This window comes from Kribbella pratensis, from assembly GCF_004365355.1.
Taxonomy (GTDB): domain Bacteria; phylum Actinomycetota; class Actinomycetes; order Propionibacteriales; family Kribbellaceae; genus Kribbella.
This window is the reverse complement of sequence record NZ_SODP01000001.1, coordinates 2,696,370-2,712,835: the sequence shown is the minus strand read 5'-3', so window position 1 is coordinate 2,712,835 and position 16,466 is coordinate 2,696,370. Positions and strand designations below refer to the sequence as shown.

Sequence of the window (16,466 nt, the reverse complement as noted above, 5' to 3'; positions counted from 1 at the left end):
CGGTCAGCGTGGTGGTGTGTGACGGTCACACGGCAGGGGGCTGCTCTGTCTTAACGGGTATGAGCCAGCGCATCGAGACCGTTGACGACCTTCATCAGCACCTGCAGTGGGCGATCGAGCTAGAGCACGCCACACTCCCGCCGTACCTGTGTGCGCTCTATTCCCTGGACCCGGCGCGGAACCCGGATGCGGTCGAGCTGGTGAGCAGCGTGTTCGTCGAGGAGATGATCCACCTCTCGCTGACGGCCAACCTGTTGAACGCCGTCGGCGGCGAACCGCGGCTGGACTATCCGGGCATGCTGCCCGGGTACCCGCGCCGGCTTCCGCACGGTCAGGTCGAGCTGTCGCTGTTGCCGTTCGGTCCCGAGGCGCTGGAGATGTTCCTGCGGCTCGAGAAGCCCGAAGCGCCGGGCTCAGCGGCGCAGAGCGATCACTACGAGACGATTGCGCAGTTCTACGACGCGATCGAGGAAGGTCTGCGGTACCTCTGCGAGACGCTCGGCGAGGAGAAGGTGTTCTCCGGCGACCCGGCGCGTCAGGTGACGGTGGGAGCGTTCCATCACACCGGCGGCACAGTGCAGCCCGTCACCGATCTCGCGTCGGCGTTGGCCGCACTGGACGAGATCGTCGAGCAGGGGGAGGGCACGTCGCGCGGCGAGGTCTGGGACGGCGACCACGACATCTTCCACCCGGACCGCGACGAGGTCGCGCACTACTTCCGGTTCAAGGAGCTCGAGCTCGGCCGGCGCTACCGGCGCGGCGACACCCCGCAGTCCGGTCCGACCGGCGAGCCGGTCGCGCTGGACCTCGCCGGAGTATCCCCGATGCAGCCGAGCCCGCACCGATCGGACAACGCGCAGATCCGCGCCGCGCAGGAGGAGTTCGACGACTCGTACTGCACGCTGCTGTACGTCCTCGAGCAGGCGTTCACCGGTGAGCCGGCCCTGATCCGCGACTCTGTCCGGGCGATGTACGGCCTGAGGGCCGGGGCGCTCAAGCTCATGCAGCTGAGCGAGGACGACGACACGGTGGCTGGCCCGACGTTCCTCTACATTGATCCGGAGCGACGACGCTAGGGCCGCTGGAAGGCCCCTGAGAGGGCCGCCGAGAGGGCAACTGAGAAGCCGCTGAGACGTTTGGCCGAAAGAGCCGCTTCCAGTTCGCCATTTGTTAACGCTCGGTCTTCACCTCGCCGTACATCGGTTACTAATGTATTCACCATGGACACACCGCCCGCTGTCCGTGCTCGCGGAATCACCAAGTACTTCGGTGAGGTCGTCGCGCTCGACGGCGTCGACCTCGACGTCGCACCAGGCCAGATCCACGGCATCGTCGGACCGAACGGCGCCGGCAAGACCACGCTCCTCGGCCTGCTGCTCGGACTCGCCGTCGCCGACCGCGGCACGCTCGAAATCCTCGGTACGCCGGTCGGCCGAGCCCTCGCTGTACCGGTAGGGGTCGCCGGCTTCGTCGACGGTCCCGGCCTGTACCCGTCGATGACCGCCAGACAGAACCTCGCGGCCCTGGCCGCGCTGCGCGGTGACGAGACGCAGACGATGAACATCGACGAGGCCATCGCCCAGGTCGGCCTCACCGATGTCGCCGACGACCGCGTCCGCGGCTTCTCGCTCGGCATGCGCCAGCGCCTCGGCCTGGCGGCCGCGCTCCTCACCAAGCCCAGGCTGCTGATTCTCGACGAGCCGTCCAACGGCCTCGACCCGGCCGGCAAGAAGCACGTGTACGGCGTACTCACCCGCCTGGCCGCGGACGGTACGGCGGTGATGCTCTCGAGTCACCGGATGGACGACGTCGAGCAGCTCTGCTCCGAGGTGACGATCCTGTCGGCCGGACGGGTCGCGTTCTCGGGACCGATCAGCAAGCTGGCCTCGGAGGACAGCGAGCTCGACTACCGGGTTCTCACCTCGAACCCGGCGGCCGCCCGCCGGATCGCCCGCCAGACGAACGGGATCCGGCTGCGCGACGAAGACACCGTCAAGGACGGAGTCGAGTTGCTGGTGATCTCGGCGACGATCCCGGCGCTGGACGAATTCGTGAAGCGGCTCGTCGAGGAAGAGATCGCCGTCCGCGAACTCGCGCCGGTCGTATCGCCCCTCGAAGCAGCCTTCCTCGCCCTCACCGAGCAGCAGGAGAACAACTGATGACGGCTACCGCCGCCACCGACACCAGTGCCGTCACTGCCGGCACGCTTGTGGTCCGCAAGGTCCCGGTTTCCCGCGGGTATCGCTTCGAACTCGTCAAACTGCTCTCGCAGTGGCGCGTCCGGGTCCTGATCATCGCGTGCTGGCTCGCCCCCGCGGCTTTCGTCGCGATCATCAGCCAGCAGGCCTCGCTCCCGGTCGACACTCTGTTCGGCCGGATGATGCATGCGACCGGCTGGGCCGGTCCACTGGTCCTGCTCGGCTTCTCGGGATCGTGGGCGCTGCCGCTGCTCACGTCGCTGGTCGCCGGTGACGTGTTCGCGTCCGAGGACCGCCTCGGCACCTGGCGGCACCTGCTGGTCGCGGTGCGCTCGCCGCGCCGGATCTTCGTCTCGAAGGCACTGGCCAGTCTGAGCATCATCCTCGTGCTGGTGATCGGACTGGTTGTCTCCAGCACGGTCAGCGGCCTGCTGGTTGTCGGCAACCGCGAGCTGATCGGACTCGACGGACATCTGCTCTCGCCGGGCCACGCGGCCGGGGCGGTCCTGCTCGCCTGGCTGTGTGCACTTGCTCCGACCCTGGCCCTGGCCGCTATCGGCCTGCTCGGCTCGGTCGCACTCGGCCGGTCGCCGATGGGCCTGCTTCTCCCGGCAGTGGTTGCGCTGGCGATGCAGATCGTGCAGCAACTCCCGGTCCCGGTCGCGTTCCGCCTCGCCCTTCCCGGCTACGCCTTCATCAGCTGGAACGGCCTCTTCACGAGCCCGGCACAGCGCGGGCCGTTGCTGATCGGCGTCGCGGTCAGCCTGGTCTGGACGATCGTCGCCACTGGCCTCGCTTACTTCCTCTTCGTACGCCGTGACTTCACGAACCCGACGAACGACGGCTCCGGCCGCCGGGCGTTGACGGCCGGCCTGCTGCCCCTCGTCGGATTGCTCGTGGTCAGCACCGCGGTCATCGCTCCGGTGAGCGGCGTCGGTTCGGGCATCGACCAGGACAAGGTGCAGAAGGCCGTCGCGACCGAATTCGCGCATCTCTACCGCCTGCAGACCAAGCAGCTCAATCGGGCCGATGTCACCGAGGAGCAACTGCAGAGCGCCGCGGAATGCACCAAGGGCGGGGACCAGGTTGCCGCGAAGGGGCCTGGCAACGACTGGCGGTGCGTCATCAGCTGGCACATCCCAGGGGTGGAGGTCGCCGGCTCGGCGATCTACCAGCTCGACATCAACCCACTCGGTCGGTACGTGTCCGACGGGGACGGACCGAAAGAAGTGAACGGCTTCTTCCTGGTCCGGACCCCGTCCGGGGACGAACCGAACCCACTGTGGCAGTTCGACGGCAACATCGAACTGCTACCTGCCAAGTAAGGCCAACCCGAAGGGATCAATCCCATGCAGGTAACACGCCGCCGCAGGCGTGACGAAAAGGGTCCGTCCAGCCCCTTGCGACGCAGAGTACCACTGGTGACAGCCGGTACTACTGCGATCGCGGTGGCACTGGCCGGGACCGCGGTCGCCTCGACGACCGGCTTCGGTCACGACCAGGTCGGCCAGGTCACGGACAAGGGTCAGGTCGTTTCGTCCGACCAGTACATCAAGCCGATCGGCGACCGTCTCGTCCTCCAGAAGGGCAAGATCATGTCGTCCAGCACGAGTCCGGACGGCAGCCACCTGGCCGCCGGCGTGACGGACGGCGGGATGGCGCTGGCGATCGTCGACCTGAAGAACTGGAAGGTCCAGCAGTACGTCGGCAACAACGCCGCCGCGGACCTGAAGATCCCGGGCAACGACATCGGCCAGGAAGGCCCGACGTACTCGCCCGACGGCAAGCAGCTGTGGCTCGGCCAGACCGACGGCTACCGCCGGTTCGACGTGAACGCGGACGGCTCGCTCGCGAACCCGACGTTCGTCACGATCGCCGCCGACGGTGCCAAGCACGCGCTCGCCAGTGAGGTCGTCTTCTCGGCCGACTCCAAGACGGCGTACGCCGCGGTGAACGGCCAGAACCGGGTCGTCGCGATCGACACCGCCACCGGCACGATCACGCAGAGCTGGGCGACCGGCAACGCGCCGCGCGACATGGTGATGGTCGGCAACAAGCTGTACGTGAGCAACGAGGGCGGCCGGACCGCGCAGCCCGGCGACACGACGCTCGACTCGTACGGCACGCCGGTCGTCGCGAACCAGAACTCGATCACCACGACCGGTACGGTCAGCGTGATCGACACGAAGAACCCGGCCGCCGCGGTCGGCAGCATCCCGGTCGGTCTGCACCCGACCGCGGTGTACGCCAAGAACGGCGCCGTGTTCGTCGCGAACACCTCCAGCAACACGGTCTCGGTGATCAACACCAAGTGGGACAAGGTCGCCCAGACCATCACCACCCAGCCGTGGGCCGAGGCCAAGGTCGGCTACGAGCCCGACGGCATCACGCTGACCGACGACGGGCACCTGCTGGTGTCGCTCGGCCGCGCGAACGCGGTCGCGGTCTACAAGTTCCGCAACCCGCTGGAGCCGGTCAGCTACGTGGGTCTGCTGCCGACCGACTACTTCCCGGCCGAGCTCGCCCAGGTCGGCAAGGACATCGTCGTCTCCAACACCCGCGGTATCGACGCCCGTCGCGACACCACGGCCGCCGGCCACGGTACGCACGACACCACGTCCAGCCTGACCAAGTTCCAGCTGCCCGACGACCACGCGATCTCGAAGTACACCGCGACGGTCTTCGCGCAGAACGGCTGGACCAAGAACTCGGCCCAGCTGGCCACCGACAAGGGGCACCGCGCCCCGGTCGCGGTCCCGGCCAAGCTCGGTGACCCCTCGACGATCAAGCACGTGTTCCTGCTCGTCAAGGAGAACCGCACCTACGACCAGGTGTACGGCGATATCCCGACCGGCAACGGCGACCCGGCGCTGACGCAGTACGGCGAGAACGTGACGCCGAACCAGCACGCGCTGGCCAAGCAGTTCGGGCTGTACGACAACACCTACGACGTCGGCACGAACTCCGCCGAGGGTCACAACTGGCTGATGCAGGCCGACAACCCGGAGTACACCGAGTCCTCGGCCGGTGAGTACCTGCGCAGCTACGACACCGAGAACGATGCCCTCGGCCACCAGGCCAGCGGCTTCATCTGGACCGGGGCCCAGGCGGCCGGCAAGAGCGTCAAGGACTACGGCGAGTTCCTGTCGATCGAGAAGAAGCCGGCTGGTGCGAGCTGGCAGAACCTGTACTGCGACACCAAGCAGATGCAGGGCGGTGCCGACACGAAGTACCCGATCCAGGTCGGCTCGGCGATCCCGTCGCTGAACAACGTGGCGGTCCAGGGCTTCCCGCAGTTCGACACCACGGTGCCGGACATCTACAAGGAACAGGTCTGGGAGAAGGACTTCAAGAAGAACGGTCCGGCGAACCTGAACATGTTCTGGTACTCCAACGACCACACCGGCGGGACCGCGAACGGCCCGGCGCAGGTGGCCGACAACGACCTGGCCGTCGGCCGGACCGTTGACGCGATCACGCACAGCAAGTACTGGAAGGACTCGGCGATCTTCATCGTCGAGGACGACTCGCAGGCCGGGCTCGACCACGTCGACGGGCACCGGGCGCCGATCCAGATCATCAGCCCGTACGCGCAGCACGGCGTCACGGACAGCCACTACTACACGCAGATCATGATGATGCGGACCATCGAGCAGATCCTCGGGATCCACCCGATGAACCAGAAGGACACCGCGGCCACCCCGATGTTCGGCGCGTTCACCAACAAGCCGGACTACACCCCGTTCACCGCGGTCCCGAACCGGACCTCGCTGACCGGCGGCGTGAGCCCGCTGCCGACCTGTGGCGCGGACGTTCCCGCGGCGCAGAACCCGAACGTCGCGCCGGCACCCACGGCCGCCGTTCCGGCGAGCATGACCGCGATGGCCGCGACCTGGTCGGCGTGGAAGGACCAGCAGCGGACCACCGGCCCGAACGCCAAGGCCGACTTCGCGAACCCGTCGCAGATGAACCACTACGACTGGTACGAGGCGCACAACTGGTCGACGCCGTACCCCGGCGAGACCAAGATCGTCGCGCCGAACGACGTACCGGGCGCGATCATCCCAGCAGGAGAGAACGACAACTGATCGGCTGACCGCTTGGTGAGGCAGTAATTGGGTGGCAGGCCCGCGACGTCGCTGGTAGCGTCGCGGGCCTGTCTTTTTCGGGATCGAATCGAACCGGATGGATCAGCTCCGGGGCGGGACCCATGCTCACGATTCGAGGCACTCTGCCATGGCCGAACTCGAGGCCGAACGGGCCTTCCTGACCACTGCCCAGACCGCGCTCCACCGCATGTACGCCGAGGTCGTCGACCGCGACGTCCCGGTGATCGGTGGCGAGGACAACGACGAACGCTTCACCAACGAGGCCAACCAGCGGGCCAAGGAGATGCGCACCCACGCGCTTCTCGACCTGCCCGACGTACCGCTGTTCTTCGGCCGGCTCGACTACGAGCACGGCACCATCCCGGACCTCGACCAGATCTACATCGGCCGCCGGCATGTGCACGACGGCAGCGGCGTACCGCTGGTCATCGACTGGCGTGCTCCGGTGTCGGTGCCGTTCTACCGGGCGACCCGGAGCGACCGGCAGCGGGTGCTGATGCGTCGCCGCTACGGGTTCTCGGACCATGCCGAGTTGACCGGGTTCGAGGACGAGCCGCTGACCGGCGTCGTCGAGACGGATCAGGCGGATGCCTTCCTGCGAGCCGAGATCGAGCGGCCGCGCACCGGGCCGATGCGCGACATCGTGGCCACGATCCAGCCCGAGCAGGACGACCTGGTCCGCGCGCCGCTGCATCCGAGCGTCTGCGTGCAGGGCGCGCCGGGCACGGGCAAGACCGCCGTCGGTCTGCACCGGGTCGCGTACCTGCTCTACACCGAACGTGAACGCCTCGGCCGCGGCGGCGTCGTGATCGTCGGCCCGAACCGCTCGTTCCTGTCGTACATCCGCAAGGTCCTGCCCGCGCTCGGCGAGGTCGACGTACGGCAGATCACGATCGACGAGCTGCTCACCCGGCCGACCGGGGCGATCGACGACGTGGAGGCCGAGCGGCTGAAGGGCGACGCCCGGATGGCCGACGTACTGCGGCGCGCGTTGTGGTCGTACGTCGGTACCCCGACCGAGGGAGTCCTTTACAGCAAGGGATCCCGGCGCTACCGGGTGCACGACTACGAGGTCGTCGACATCGTGTCGGACCTGCGCGAGTCGACCCGGTACGCGCCCGGCCGGAACGCGCTCGCGCAGCGGATCGCACACGTCGTCCTGGTCCGGATGGAGGAGCGGGCGGAGTCACCGGACGACCGCGTGCAGAACGCGGTCGCGCGCTCGAAGCCGGTGAAGGATGTGCTCGACTCGGTCTGGCCGCGCGTCGCACCCGAGCAGATCCTGCATCGTCTGTTCTCCAACGCGGACTTCCTGGCCCAGGCCGCTCCGGCGCTGACCGACGAGGAACGTACGGCGCTGTTGTGGACCAAGCCGGCGCGGTCCTGGAAGTCGGCGAAGTGGTCGTTCGCGGACACCGTCCTGCTCGACGAGCTCGAGGACCTGATCGAACGGCGGACCGGATCGCTCGGTCACCTCGTCCTGGACGAGGCGCAGGACCTGTCGGCGATGCAGCTGCGCGCACTGGGCCGACGCTGCCGGACCGGTTCGGCGACGGTGCTGGGCGATCTGGCCCAGGCGACGACGCCGTGGGCCGCGGGTTCGTGGGACCGCGTCCTCGGTCATCTCGACAAGAGCGACGGTGTCGTGGCGGAGCTCGACCGAGGGTTCCGCGTGCCCGAGCAGATCATCCGCTTCGCGGCGAAGCTGCTTCCCGAGATCGCTCCGACGCTGAGTACGCCGAGCGGCGTCCGGACGGTCGCCGACGCGCTGAGCGTCGTACCGGCCAGTGAGTCGACGCTCGCGGACGAGGTCATCGCGGCGTGCAAGTCCGCGCTGGCCGGCGAAGGTTCGGTCGCCCTCATCGCCGCGGACGATCAGGTCGCGGCGCTCAGGGATGCGATCGCTGCCGCAGGCCTCGAGGTGGCGCTGATCGGCGAGACCGAGGACGAGATCGACACGGTCCGGCTCGTCTGCGTGCCGGCAACGCTCGCGAAGGGCCTCGAGTTCGACGCCGTCATCGTCGCCGAGCCCGCACATATCGTCGCGGCCGAGCCCCGCGGCCTGCACCGCCTGTACGTCGTCCTCACCCGCGCCGTCAGCCGCCTCCAGATCATCCATGCCGAGCCGCTTCCGGGTGCCCTCGGCTGATCCCCTCGCGCAGCTATCGTGGCGCGATGAAGCTCTTCGTGGTGGTCGTGATCGTGCTGTTCGCGGCCGGACTCACCTGGGGCATCGTCGCGCTCGTACGCCGGCAGCGGTACATCGACTCGCTGCGGCAGCGTGGCTGGAACTTCGTCAACAGCCCGACGTTCGACGCCGTCGCCCGGCTCGGCAATCCGCCGTTCGGGCTCGGTTTCGTCCGCAAGCCCGATGACCAGATCACCGGTCTGACCGCTCTGGGTCGTCCGTTCCAGGTGATCGAGTACAGCACCTCGCACTGGTCGGGCTGGGTCGGCATGGTCACGTTGTCGCGCCGCCTCCCCGAGTTGTGGATCACCGGCGGCGACACCCGGCCGCGGTACGGCGTCCTCGCGCACGCCGTGCCCGCTCCGCCGCAGCTCGGGCCGGGCTGGCAGGTCGGTGCACTCGAGCCGGACTTCGCCGCGGAGGTGATGAATCCGCAGGTGTGTTCGCAGCTGAGTGCGATGGCCATGTCAAACTCAGGCCTGCCGGGGTTGAACGTGGGTATCGACAGCGATCAGCTCGTGGTGCTGGATCCGCCGCGGCAGAAGCCCGAACTGCTCGCCGCCTGGCTGGAGCAGCTGGGCGCCGTCGCGGCGGCGATCGACGCCACGCCGCTCGACCGCTGGATCCAGCCCGAGCCGCAGGCGCGACTGACCTTCTATCACCACCCGGACTGGTACTGGGTCGGTGTCGACGACAGCCTGCTGGAGTTCACGCCGGTGAACCGTGGCGGCCACGCCCACAGCACCAGCGAAGTGATCCGCGGTCGGGACGGCGACGGGCCGCCGTTCGTCGCGTTCACCCACCACTGGAAGACGACGCGGACGGAGTCGTACACCGACAGTGAGGGCCGCACGCAGACCCGGACGGTGACCGAGAACCACAGCGAGCCGATTCTCGGGTTCCAACTGCCGATCTGGATGCCGCGACTGGAGGTCGGGCCCAAGGGGTGGGGCGGCGGGATCAGCTTCGAGAGCGAGGCGTTCAACCGGCAGTTCGCGGTGCACTCGCAGGACACGAAATTCGCGTACGACGTGATCCACCCGCGCCAGATGCAGTACCTGATGGCGAACCCGCCGGCGTCGTTCCGGATCGAGGAGGAGTGGGCCTGGTTCTCGCCCGGCGAGCACAGCCAGCCCGCGATCGCGCACAGCTCGGAGTTCCTCCGCGGGTTCCTGGCCCGGGTCCCGCGGTTCGTCTGGCGGAATCTCGGCCTCCCGGATTCACCCTACCCAGCCCCTGAGATAACGCCCGTCCCGTAGGGGGAATGCGATTACCCTCGGCGCGGTTGCGTCTTTGGGTGTGGCTCCACGGATGAGCCACGTGTCTTGGGAGGCATCATCACAACGCATGCGGCCCTGCTACCGGGCGAGCGAACCTCGGCGGCTGCAGGTCAACATACCGGCCAACGAACCCTGGTCATCTTCGGCGCCAGCGGCGACCTGAGCTCGCGGTTGCTGCTGCCGGGTCTGGGCAGTCTGCTCGCCGGACCGCGGGCGACCAGTGTGCGCATCATCGGGACCGGGCGCTCTCCGCTCGCGCCGGACGAGTGGACGGACCGGGTCCGGTCCGCCTTCGAGTCCCGCGGCGAGATCAGTTCGGCGGCCGCGGACACGCTGGCAACGACGGAGTACGTCGCCGGTGACCCGACCGATGTCGAGCACCTCCGGGCGCTCCTCGAGCTCGCGGGCCCCGCGCCGGTCCTGTACTTCTCGCTGCCGCCGGCGGTGACGACGGCCATCGTCGCGAAGCTCCGCGACGTCGAGCTGCCGGAAGGCACCGAGCTCGCCTTCGAGAAGCCGTTCGGCACCGACGCCGAGTCCGCCGCCGCGCTCAACCAGCTGGTCGGCTCGCTCGTGCCCGAGGAGAACGTCCACCGCGTCGACCACTTCCTCGGTCGCACAGCGGTTCTGAACCTGATCGGCCTGCGGTTCGCGAACCGACTGTTCGAGCCGGTCTGGAACGCCGAGCACATCGAGAGCGTCGAGATCGTGTACGACGAGACGCTCGGCCTCGAGGGACGCGCGCAGTACTACGACAACGCGGGCGCGCTGGTCGACATGATCCAGAGCCACCTGCTGCTCGTCCTCGCACTGCTCGTGATGGACGCACCGGCGACCATGGACGCCGTCGAGGTGCGCAGCGAGATGGCGCGTGCGCTGCGCAGTACGCATCTCTACCGCGGCTCCGCGATCGAGGCGGGTCGACGGGCGCGGTACTCCGCGGGCATCGCGGACGATCGCGTGGTTCCGTCGTACGCCGACGAGGACGGTGTCGACGCGGAGCGGGGGACCGAGACGCTGGCCGAGGTGACGGTCGAGGTCGACACGAACCGCTGGGCCGGTGTGCCGTTCACCCTGCGCTCGGGCAAGGCGCTCGGGGTCGCGCGCAAGGAGATCGTGGTCAAGTTCAAGCCGCTGCGGCACCTGCCCTCCGGTCTGAACGGCGCGCGCGACGGCGAGACGCTCCGCATCGGGCTGAACCCGGGCGAACTGTCCCTGTCCGTCCCGGCGCTCGGTGTCGACGGCCCGTACACGATGGGCCAGGTCTTCCTGGACGCGACACTCCCGTCCTCCTCGGTCCTCCCGTACGGCGAGGTGCTGAGCGGCATCCTGCGTGGCGACCCACTCCTGTCGGTGCGCGGTGACGTGGCCGAGCGGTGCTGGGAGATCGTCGAGCCTGTCCTCGCCGCGTGGCGCGCCGGCGAAGTACCCCTCGACGAGTACGACGCAGGCTCGAACGGACCGGGGACCTGGAAGTAATCCGGGCCGATATCGCACAGAATCTTGACACGGTTAAGTAAATAGAACCAATATCCTATCCGATTCGGTTCTCTCAGAGAGGTCACCGCCATGACCAGATCCGTTCGGAGCAGGAAGGTGCGGACCGTGCTTACCGGTCTCGTCGCCGCCGTACTGCTGCCGGCAGGTTTGACGGCTACAACGTCCGCAGCAGCACCCCAGACGACGCCTCCGATCGCGCCAAAGACGGCTGCTCCGCAGCAGGCCGTACGGGCTCCGGCGGTCACGACCACCAACGTCGAGTCCGGCGGCCCGGCCGGCGATATCGCACTGCACCCCTACATGGGGTGGAGCAGTTACAGCATGCAGGTGTACGACGGCGCCGGGAACTGGATCTCCGCGGACCAGTTGATCAAGCAGTCCGACGCGATGCACGCCAAGCTCCAGCCGTACGGGTACAAGAACATCAACATCGACGCCGGCTGGAACGACGGTATCGACGCGTACGGCCGGCCGGTGCCGAGCAAGAAGCTCTACCCGAACGGGCTGCAGGCGGTGATCGACCACATCCACGCCAACGGCCAGAAGGTCGGCCTGTACGCGATCCCCGGTATCGGCAAGGAGGTCATCGACGCCAACCTCCCGGTGTACGGCGCTCCCGAGTGCAAGACCGGTGACCTGCCGGTGCAGCCACTGCAGAAGGCGGACTACTGGGGCATCGGCTACAAGATCGACTTCTCCAAGCCCTGCGCGCAGAAGTACATCGACTCGATCGCCGACCTGTTCGGCTCCTGGGGCCTGGACTTCCTGAAGTTCGACAGCGTCACGCCGGGCTCGGGCATCAGCGACCTGTCGGTCGACGCCCGCGACGACGTCAAGGCCTGGTCGTCGGCGCTGGCTCGGCACAAGATCTGGCTCGAGCTGTCCTGGGCGCTCGACATCAACTACGCCGACACCTGGAAGCAGTACGCGAACGGGTGGCGGATCGAGTGGGACGTCGAGTGCTACTGCCCGGGCGTCGCGCTCACGCAGTGGCAGAACATCAACCGGTTGTTCCCGAAGCTGGCGGACTGGTGGCGCCACGCAGGACCGGGCGGCTGGAACGACCTCGACTCGCTCGACGTCGGCAACGGCCAGATGGACGGTCTCACGAAGGACGAACGTCGTACGGCGGCCACGCTGTGGGCAGTCTCGGCGGCGCCGATGTACGTCGGCAACGACATGACCCGGCTGGACGACTACGGGCTGAGCCTCCTGACGAACCCCGAAGTCATCGCGGTCAACCAGGCCGGACGGCCGGCGCAGCCGCTGTCGACGAAGACCAACCGCCAGGTGTGGTTCGCGCTGAACCCGGACAGCAGCTACACCGTTGCCTTGTTCAACCTTGGCCAGACCGACGCCGACATGACGGTCAACTGGGCCGACCTCGGCCTGGACGGTACGGCGAAGGTGCGGGACCTGTGGGCGAAGAAGGATCTCGGTCAGTTCGCGACCGGTTTCACCGCCAAGGACGTGCCGATCCACGGCGTACGGCTGCTGAAGGTCACGCCGCAGAAGGCGTCTTCGATCCGCGTGAACGACGACGACCTGCGGGTCGCGTACGACGGCGCGTGGCAGCGCAACAACAACTACGAAGTGCCTGCAGTGTCCGAGCCGCTGACCGTGACGGTCACCGACTCGCAGGCGAAGACCGCGGATGTGGGTTCGCGGACGCTCGAGGTCAACAACGACGACTCGCAGATCACCTACACCGGCAACTGGCACCAGAGCACGGGTCGAGGGCTCGGTGACTACAAGGACGACGTGGCGTGGACCGAGACCGATGGCGACTCGTTCTCGTACAGCTTCGTCGGCACCGGCGTCGACTACGTGACGGAGACAGATCCCGGACAGGGTGATGTCGACATCTACGTGGACGGTCAGTTCAAGCAGACGGTGAGCACGTACCTGGATCCGTCGCAGGGACACAACAAACCGCAGCAGGTCGTCTACAGCATCTCGGATCTGCCGAACGGCTCGCACACGATCCGCGCGGTGAAGAAGTCCGGCCAGTTCATGCTGCTCGACAAACTGAACATCCGGCAGGAGAGCCTGCTGAACCCGGACTCGGCGACGTTCGACAAGGGCGCCCCGGCCGACGTCAGCGTCGAACTCGGCCGCGATCCCGGTGAGCTGGCCGGCATCTCGAAGGCCGGCCAGGACCTGGTCGCGGGCACCGACTACACGGTGGCCGGCAAGGTCGTGACGATCAAGGCGGCGTACCTCGCGACCTTGGCGGCGGGCACGGTGCCGCTGGACTTCCGGTTCCGGGGCGACTACCGCGACGACATCCACGCCACGACGGCGAACGGCGCGGCGGTCAACTTCGCCTTCACCGGCACGGGTGTCGCGTGGAGCACCGAGGTCGCTCCGGACCAGGGGAACGCCGACGTCTTCGTCGACGGCAAGCTGGTACGCCGGGTGAACCTGCACGGCGATGCCCGCGTGACCAACCAGCAGGTGTTCACGGCGACCGGCCTGAAGAACGGGCCGCACACGCTGCGCATCGTCAAGGTCGACGGCGACGTACTGCGCAACGACACGGTCAGCTACACGCTCGCGAAGTAAGCACCCGTTTGGTGGGTATACCCACCGCAGTGGGGGTTGGCCAACCGGAATCCGGTTGGCCAACCCCCACTCTTGTTGGTCTACCCACCAAACGCGGCGGGGGCGGGGGCGGGGCGGTGTTGCTGGGGTCACAGGGTCTGACTGACTGATCAGTCAGTTACTTTGTTAGGCTTGCCTGCGGGGGATCGAGCTGGCATCCCTGTCGAACGAGCGAGGTGCCGCCTTATGTCGTTGAGCGATATCACCGTCCCGCGCCGACGTAGCCGTCGGCGGCGGGAAGACTCCAAGCTGGCCGACCATGTCGAGCGTCTGGGCGAGGAACATCCGCCGATTCCGCTCGAGAGCGTCGACTACACGATCAAGCGCCCACGGCTGCTGGCCGAGCGCTTCGGGTCGGTGCTGGCGTACATGACCCGGGTTGAGCTCGAGGTCGAGCGGAACGTGCTGGAGCTGAACATCCTGCTGCCGGACCCGCCCGAGGTCGACCGGCGGTTCTACGCGGACGTGTGGATGCCGCAGGAGACTCGGCACGGCCTGATCCTGGACCAGATGCGGGAGCTGGCCGGCATCGAGGCGCACGAACCGAACCTGACCGACGTCGACTTCAAGCTCAAGCTGCTCGGCGCGCTCGGCAAGGTGCCCGGCGTACAGGACATCAGCAGGATGCTGTACTACCTGACCGGACTGGCGACCGAGCGCTCCGCGGTGCTTGCCTACAACAAGCTTCATGCAGGCCTCCTCGAGCTCGGCGAGAAAGCGATCGCCGCCACCGTGGTGGCGCCGATCAAGCGGCAGGAGCCGGGGCACTTCGCCTACTACCAGATGGCCGCGCAGGAGCTTTGGGGGCAACTCTCCGGTTGGCAGCGGTGGCTGACGCGCGGGCTGCGGAAGCGTACGTTCGATGTTGTGGGTGCCTACAACAAGCTCCAGCGGACCCAGTTCGGTGACGTGATGCACGCCCTGGACATCAGCAGAGGCGGCGAGGACGACCTGCGGGAGTACGCGCAGAAGGTCGGGCGCGCCGAGTACGAGCTGATGTTCGCGCACCGGCGCGGGCTGCGGGTTCCGGACTACGTCTTCAAGGCCCTGCGGCGATCCGCCGAGCTGGCCGCCGAGCGGAAGGGCGAGGCCTGGCCAGCCGTTGAACCAGCCGCATCATGAGGCCCACGGCATGACTGCTCACGCGCACGCGCGTCACACCAAGCGGCAGGTCATCATCGAGACCGCCGAACGGCTGTTCGCCGAGCACGGGTACGACGCGACGTCGACGGCACGGATCGCGCACGAGGCCGGCGTACCGTCCGGTCTGGTGTTCTACCACTTCGCGACCAAGCTCGACCTGCTGCTCGCGATCGTGCAGGAGCGCCCGTCCCCGAGCGAGGTACTGCGATCCGCCGCCCGCGGCCGGACCGTACGGCGCCGGTTGCAGGCGATCGTGGCGACGATGGCGGAGGAGCTGGAGCACGACCGGGCCGCCAGGATCATCGTGTTCCGGGAAGCGCAGGGCAGGCCGGAGATCGCCGAGCGGGCGGCCGAGTTGTTCGCGGAGGCGACCGAGACGGTGGCCGACGTACTGAGTGGTGCCGACGACGTGGTCGCCGAGCCGGACCGCGTGCAGACGGCCGCAGAGTTGGTGGTCAGCCGGGTCTTCCTCGACACGGTCGCGCTCGGTCAGGCCGATACGGCGGCCGAGCGGCACGAAGCGATGATCGATCTGGTCGCGGATTCGCTGACCACCCCCGGCGGGCGCGCCCAGCAGGACTGAGCGCGCCCTTCTCCGGTCAGGCCCAGGGATCGAACGGGATCCCGGCCGGCTTGGACGCGTTCAGCAGGTTGCGGAAGCGGTCGTCCTTGTCGGTGATCTTGATCGTGGCCGAGCCGAAGTCGGCGGTCATCAGGATGTCGCGCAGCGACGTGCTCGGGTAGCCGTTCCAGCCGACCAGCGGCGGGTACCGCCAGTCGTGGTAGTGGTTCTCCGGCGGCTCGTCGTTGCTGTTGGCGAGGCGGAAAAAGTGCGTGCTCGCGCCGTCCTTGTGGTAGACGACCTTCGGGTGCGATCCGTCGAAGCGGACCTGCGAGCGCGGGTAGGTGACCTGGCTCGAGTGCTGCGTCGTGGTCACGTACTCGACCTGGTTCGACGCCTGGTTGATCCAGGAGATCACATGCTCCCAGTCGTGCCGGTGGCCGCCGAGGCTGCTGCCCGGCAACGCCTGGTCCTTCTCGAAGTAGCTTGCGTACACGACCGCGCACCAGCCGTTGTTGCACTTCTCGCGGGAGTAGGTCTGTGAGTTGTCGAGGTCGGACTGGTCGCGGCAGTTCCCGTTCAGGGCGCCGGTCGGGTTGAGGCCGGGGTTGAGCGTGCCGTCGGCTCCGATGGCAGGGGTGGCGTAGCAGCCGTCGGTGTCGTAGTCGTACGCCGGGGAGAACGACTGCTCGTACCCGTCGGCGTTCTGCGGGAGGTGCGGCGGCGGGGCGGCGAACGCGAACGCGGCCGAGGTGACGATCAGGGCGGCGGTTCCGAGGACCACGCCGAGCGTGCGGCGGGCGGACACTTTCATCGAATGCTCCTTCAGAACTTAGTTCAGGGCGGAAAGGAACGGCACGAGGATGCCAGTCGCGGTGCACC

At 67.8% G+C, this 16,466-nt stretch carries 11 protein-coding genes; 10 read left to right on the top strand and 1 reads right to left on the bottom strand.

Features of this window, described 5'->3' with window-relative positions; genetic code table 11:
- The first annotated feature begins 59 nt into the window (after positions 1 to 59).
- From EV653_RS12820 to EV653_RS41660, 10 genes are all read left to right on the top strand, one after another.
- Complete coding sequence (locus EV653_RS12820; RefSeq protein WP_134102003.1) at positions 60 to 1,076, top strand: ferritin-like domain-containing protein; 1,017 nt, start codon at positions 60 to 62, stop codon at positions 1,074 to 1,076.
- A 144-nt stretch (positions 1,077 to 1,220) separates the two neighbouring features.
- Complete coding sequence (locus tag EV653_RS12815; RefSeq protein ID WP_134101999.1) at positions 1,221 to 2,159, top strand: ABC transporter ATP-binding protein; 939 nt, start codon at positions 1,221 to 1,223, stop codon at positions 2,157 to 2,159.
- On the top strand, positions 2,159 to 3,523 hold the full coding sequence (locus tag EV653_RS12810) for an ABC transporter permease (protein WP_134101996.1): 1,365 nt from the start codon (positions 2,159 to 2,161) through the stop codon (positions 3,521 to 3,523). The genes EV653_RS12815 and EV653_RS12810 overlap by 1 nt, the downstream gene beginning before the upstream one ends.
- A 96-nt stretch (positions 3,524 to 3,619) precedes the next feature.
- Complete coding sequence (locus tag EV653_RS12805; RefSeq protein WP_238159694.1) at positions 3,620 to 6,286, top strand: alkaline phosphatase family protein; 2,667 nt, start codon at positions 3,620 to 3,622, stop codon at positions 6,284 to 6,286.
- Positions 6,287 to 6,434: 148 nt separating this feature from the next.
- Positions 6,435 to 8,456 (top strand): HelD family protein, encoded by a 2,022-nt coding sequence (locus tag EV653_RS12800; RefSeq protein WP_134101990.1) that lies wholly within the window; start codon positions 6,435 to 6,437, stop codon positions 8,454 to 8,456.
- A 26-nt stretch (positions 8,457 to 8,482) separates the two neighbouring features.
- Positions 8,483 to 9,754 carry a hypothetical protein gene (locus EV653_RS12795; protein ID WP_134101987.1) on the top strand — a complete coding sequence of 424 codons (1,272 nt, stop codon included), beginning with the start codon at positions 8,483 to 8,485 and terminating at the stop codon, positions 9,752 to 9,754.
- A gap of 66 nt (positions 9,755 to 9,820) precedes the next feature.
- Positions 9,821 to 11,254 (top strand): glucose-6-phosphate dehydrogenase, encoded by a 1,434-nt coding sequence (locus EV653_RS12790; protein ID WP_202871578.1) that lies wholly within the window; start codon positions 9,821 to 9,823, stop codon positions 11,252 to 11,254.
- Positions 11,255 to 11,344: 90 nt separating this feature from the next.
- The gene (locus EV653_RS12785; protein ID WP_134101984.1) at positions 11,345 to 13,840 is read left to right on the top strand and encodes a X2-like carbohydrate binding domain-containing protein; all 2,496 of its coding nucleotides are present in this window, start codon (positions 11,345 to 11,347) and stop codon (positions 13,838 to 13,840) included.
- A gap of 225 nt (positions 13,841 to 14,065) precedes the next feature.
- The gene (locus EV653_RS12780; protein WP_166679381.1) at positions 14,066 to 15,001 is read left to right on the top strand and encodes a GTP-binding protein LepA; all 936 of its coding nucleotides are present in this window, start codon (positions 14,066 to 14,068) and stop codon (positions 14,999 to 15,001) included.
- A gap of 10 nt (positions 15,002 to 15,011) precedes the next feature.
- Complete coding sequence (locus EV653_RS41660; RefSeq protein WP_202871577.1) at positions 15,012 to 15,605, top strand: TetR/AcrR family transcriptional regulator; 594 nt, start codon at positions 15,012 to 15,014, stop codon at positions 15,603 to 15,605.
- Positions 15,606 to 15,621: 16 nt separating this feature from the next.
- Here EV653_RS41660 and EV653_RS12770 read toward each other — a convergent pair whose 3' ends face one another.
- Entirely contained in the window at positions 15,622 to 16,398 is a 777-nt protein-coding gene (locus EV653_RS12770) for an NPP1 family protein (RefSeq protein WP_134101981.1), read from the bottom strand.
- Positions 16,399 to 16,466: the final 68 nt, after the last annotated feature.

Coding starts and splice junctions, on each gene's coding strand:
- EV653_RS12820 (WP_134102003.1), top strand. CDS start 60: ATGAGCCAGCGCATCGAGACCGTTGACGACCTTCATCAGCACCTGCAG.
- EV653_RS12815 (WP_134101999.1), top strand. CDS start 1,221: ATGGACACACCGCCCGCTGTCCGTGCTCGCGGAATCACCAAGTACTTC.
- EV653_RS12810 (WP_134101996.1), top strand. CDS start 2,159: ATGACGGCTACCGCCGCCACCGACACCAGTGCCGTCACTGCCGGCACG.
- EV653_RS12800 (WP_134101990.1), top strand. CDS start 6,435: ATGGCCGAACTCGAGGCCGAACGGGCCTTCCTGACCACTGCCCAGACC.
- EV653_RS12795 (WP_134101987.1), top strand. CDS start 8,483: ATGAAGCTCTTCGTGGTGGTCGTGATCGTGCTGTTCGCGGCCGGACTC.
- EV653_RS12785 (WP_134101984.1), top strand. CDS start 11,345: ATGACCAGATCCGTTCGGAGCAGGAAGGTGCGGACCGTGCTTACCGGT.
- EV653_RS12780 (WP_166679381.1), top strand. CDS start 14,066: ATGTCGTTGAGCGATATCACCGTCCCGCGCCGACGTAGCCGTCGGCGG.
- EV653_RS41660 (WP_202871577.1), top strand. CDS start 15,012: ATGACTGCTCACGCGCACGCGCGTCACACCAAGCGGCAGGTCATCATC.
- EV653_RS12770 (WP_134101981.1), bottom strand. CDS start 16,398: ATGAAAGTGTCCGCCCGCCGCACGCTCGGCGTGGTCCTCGGAACCGCC.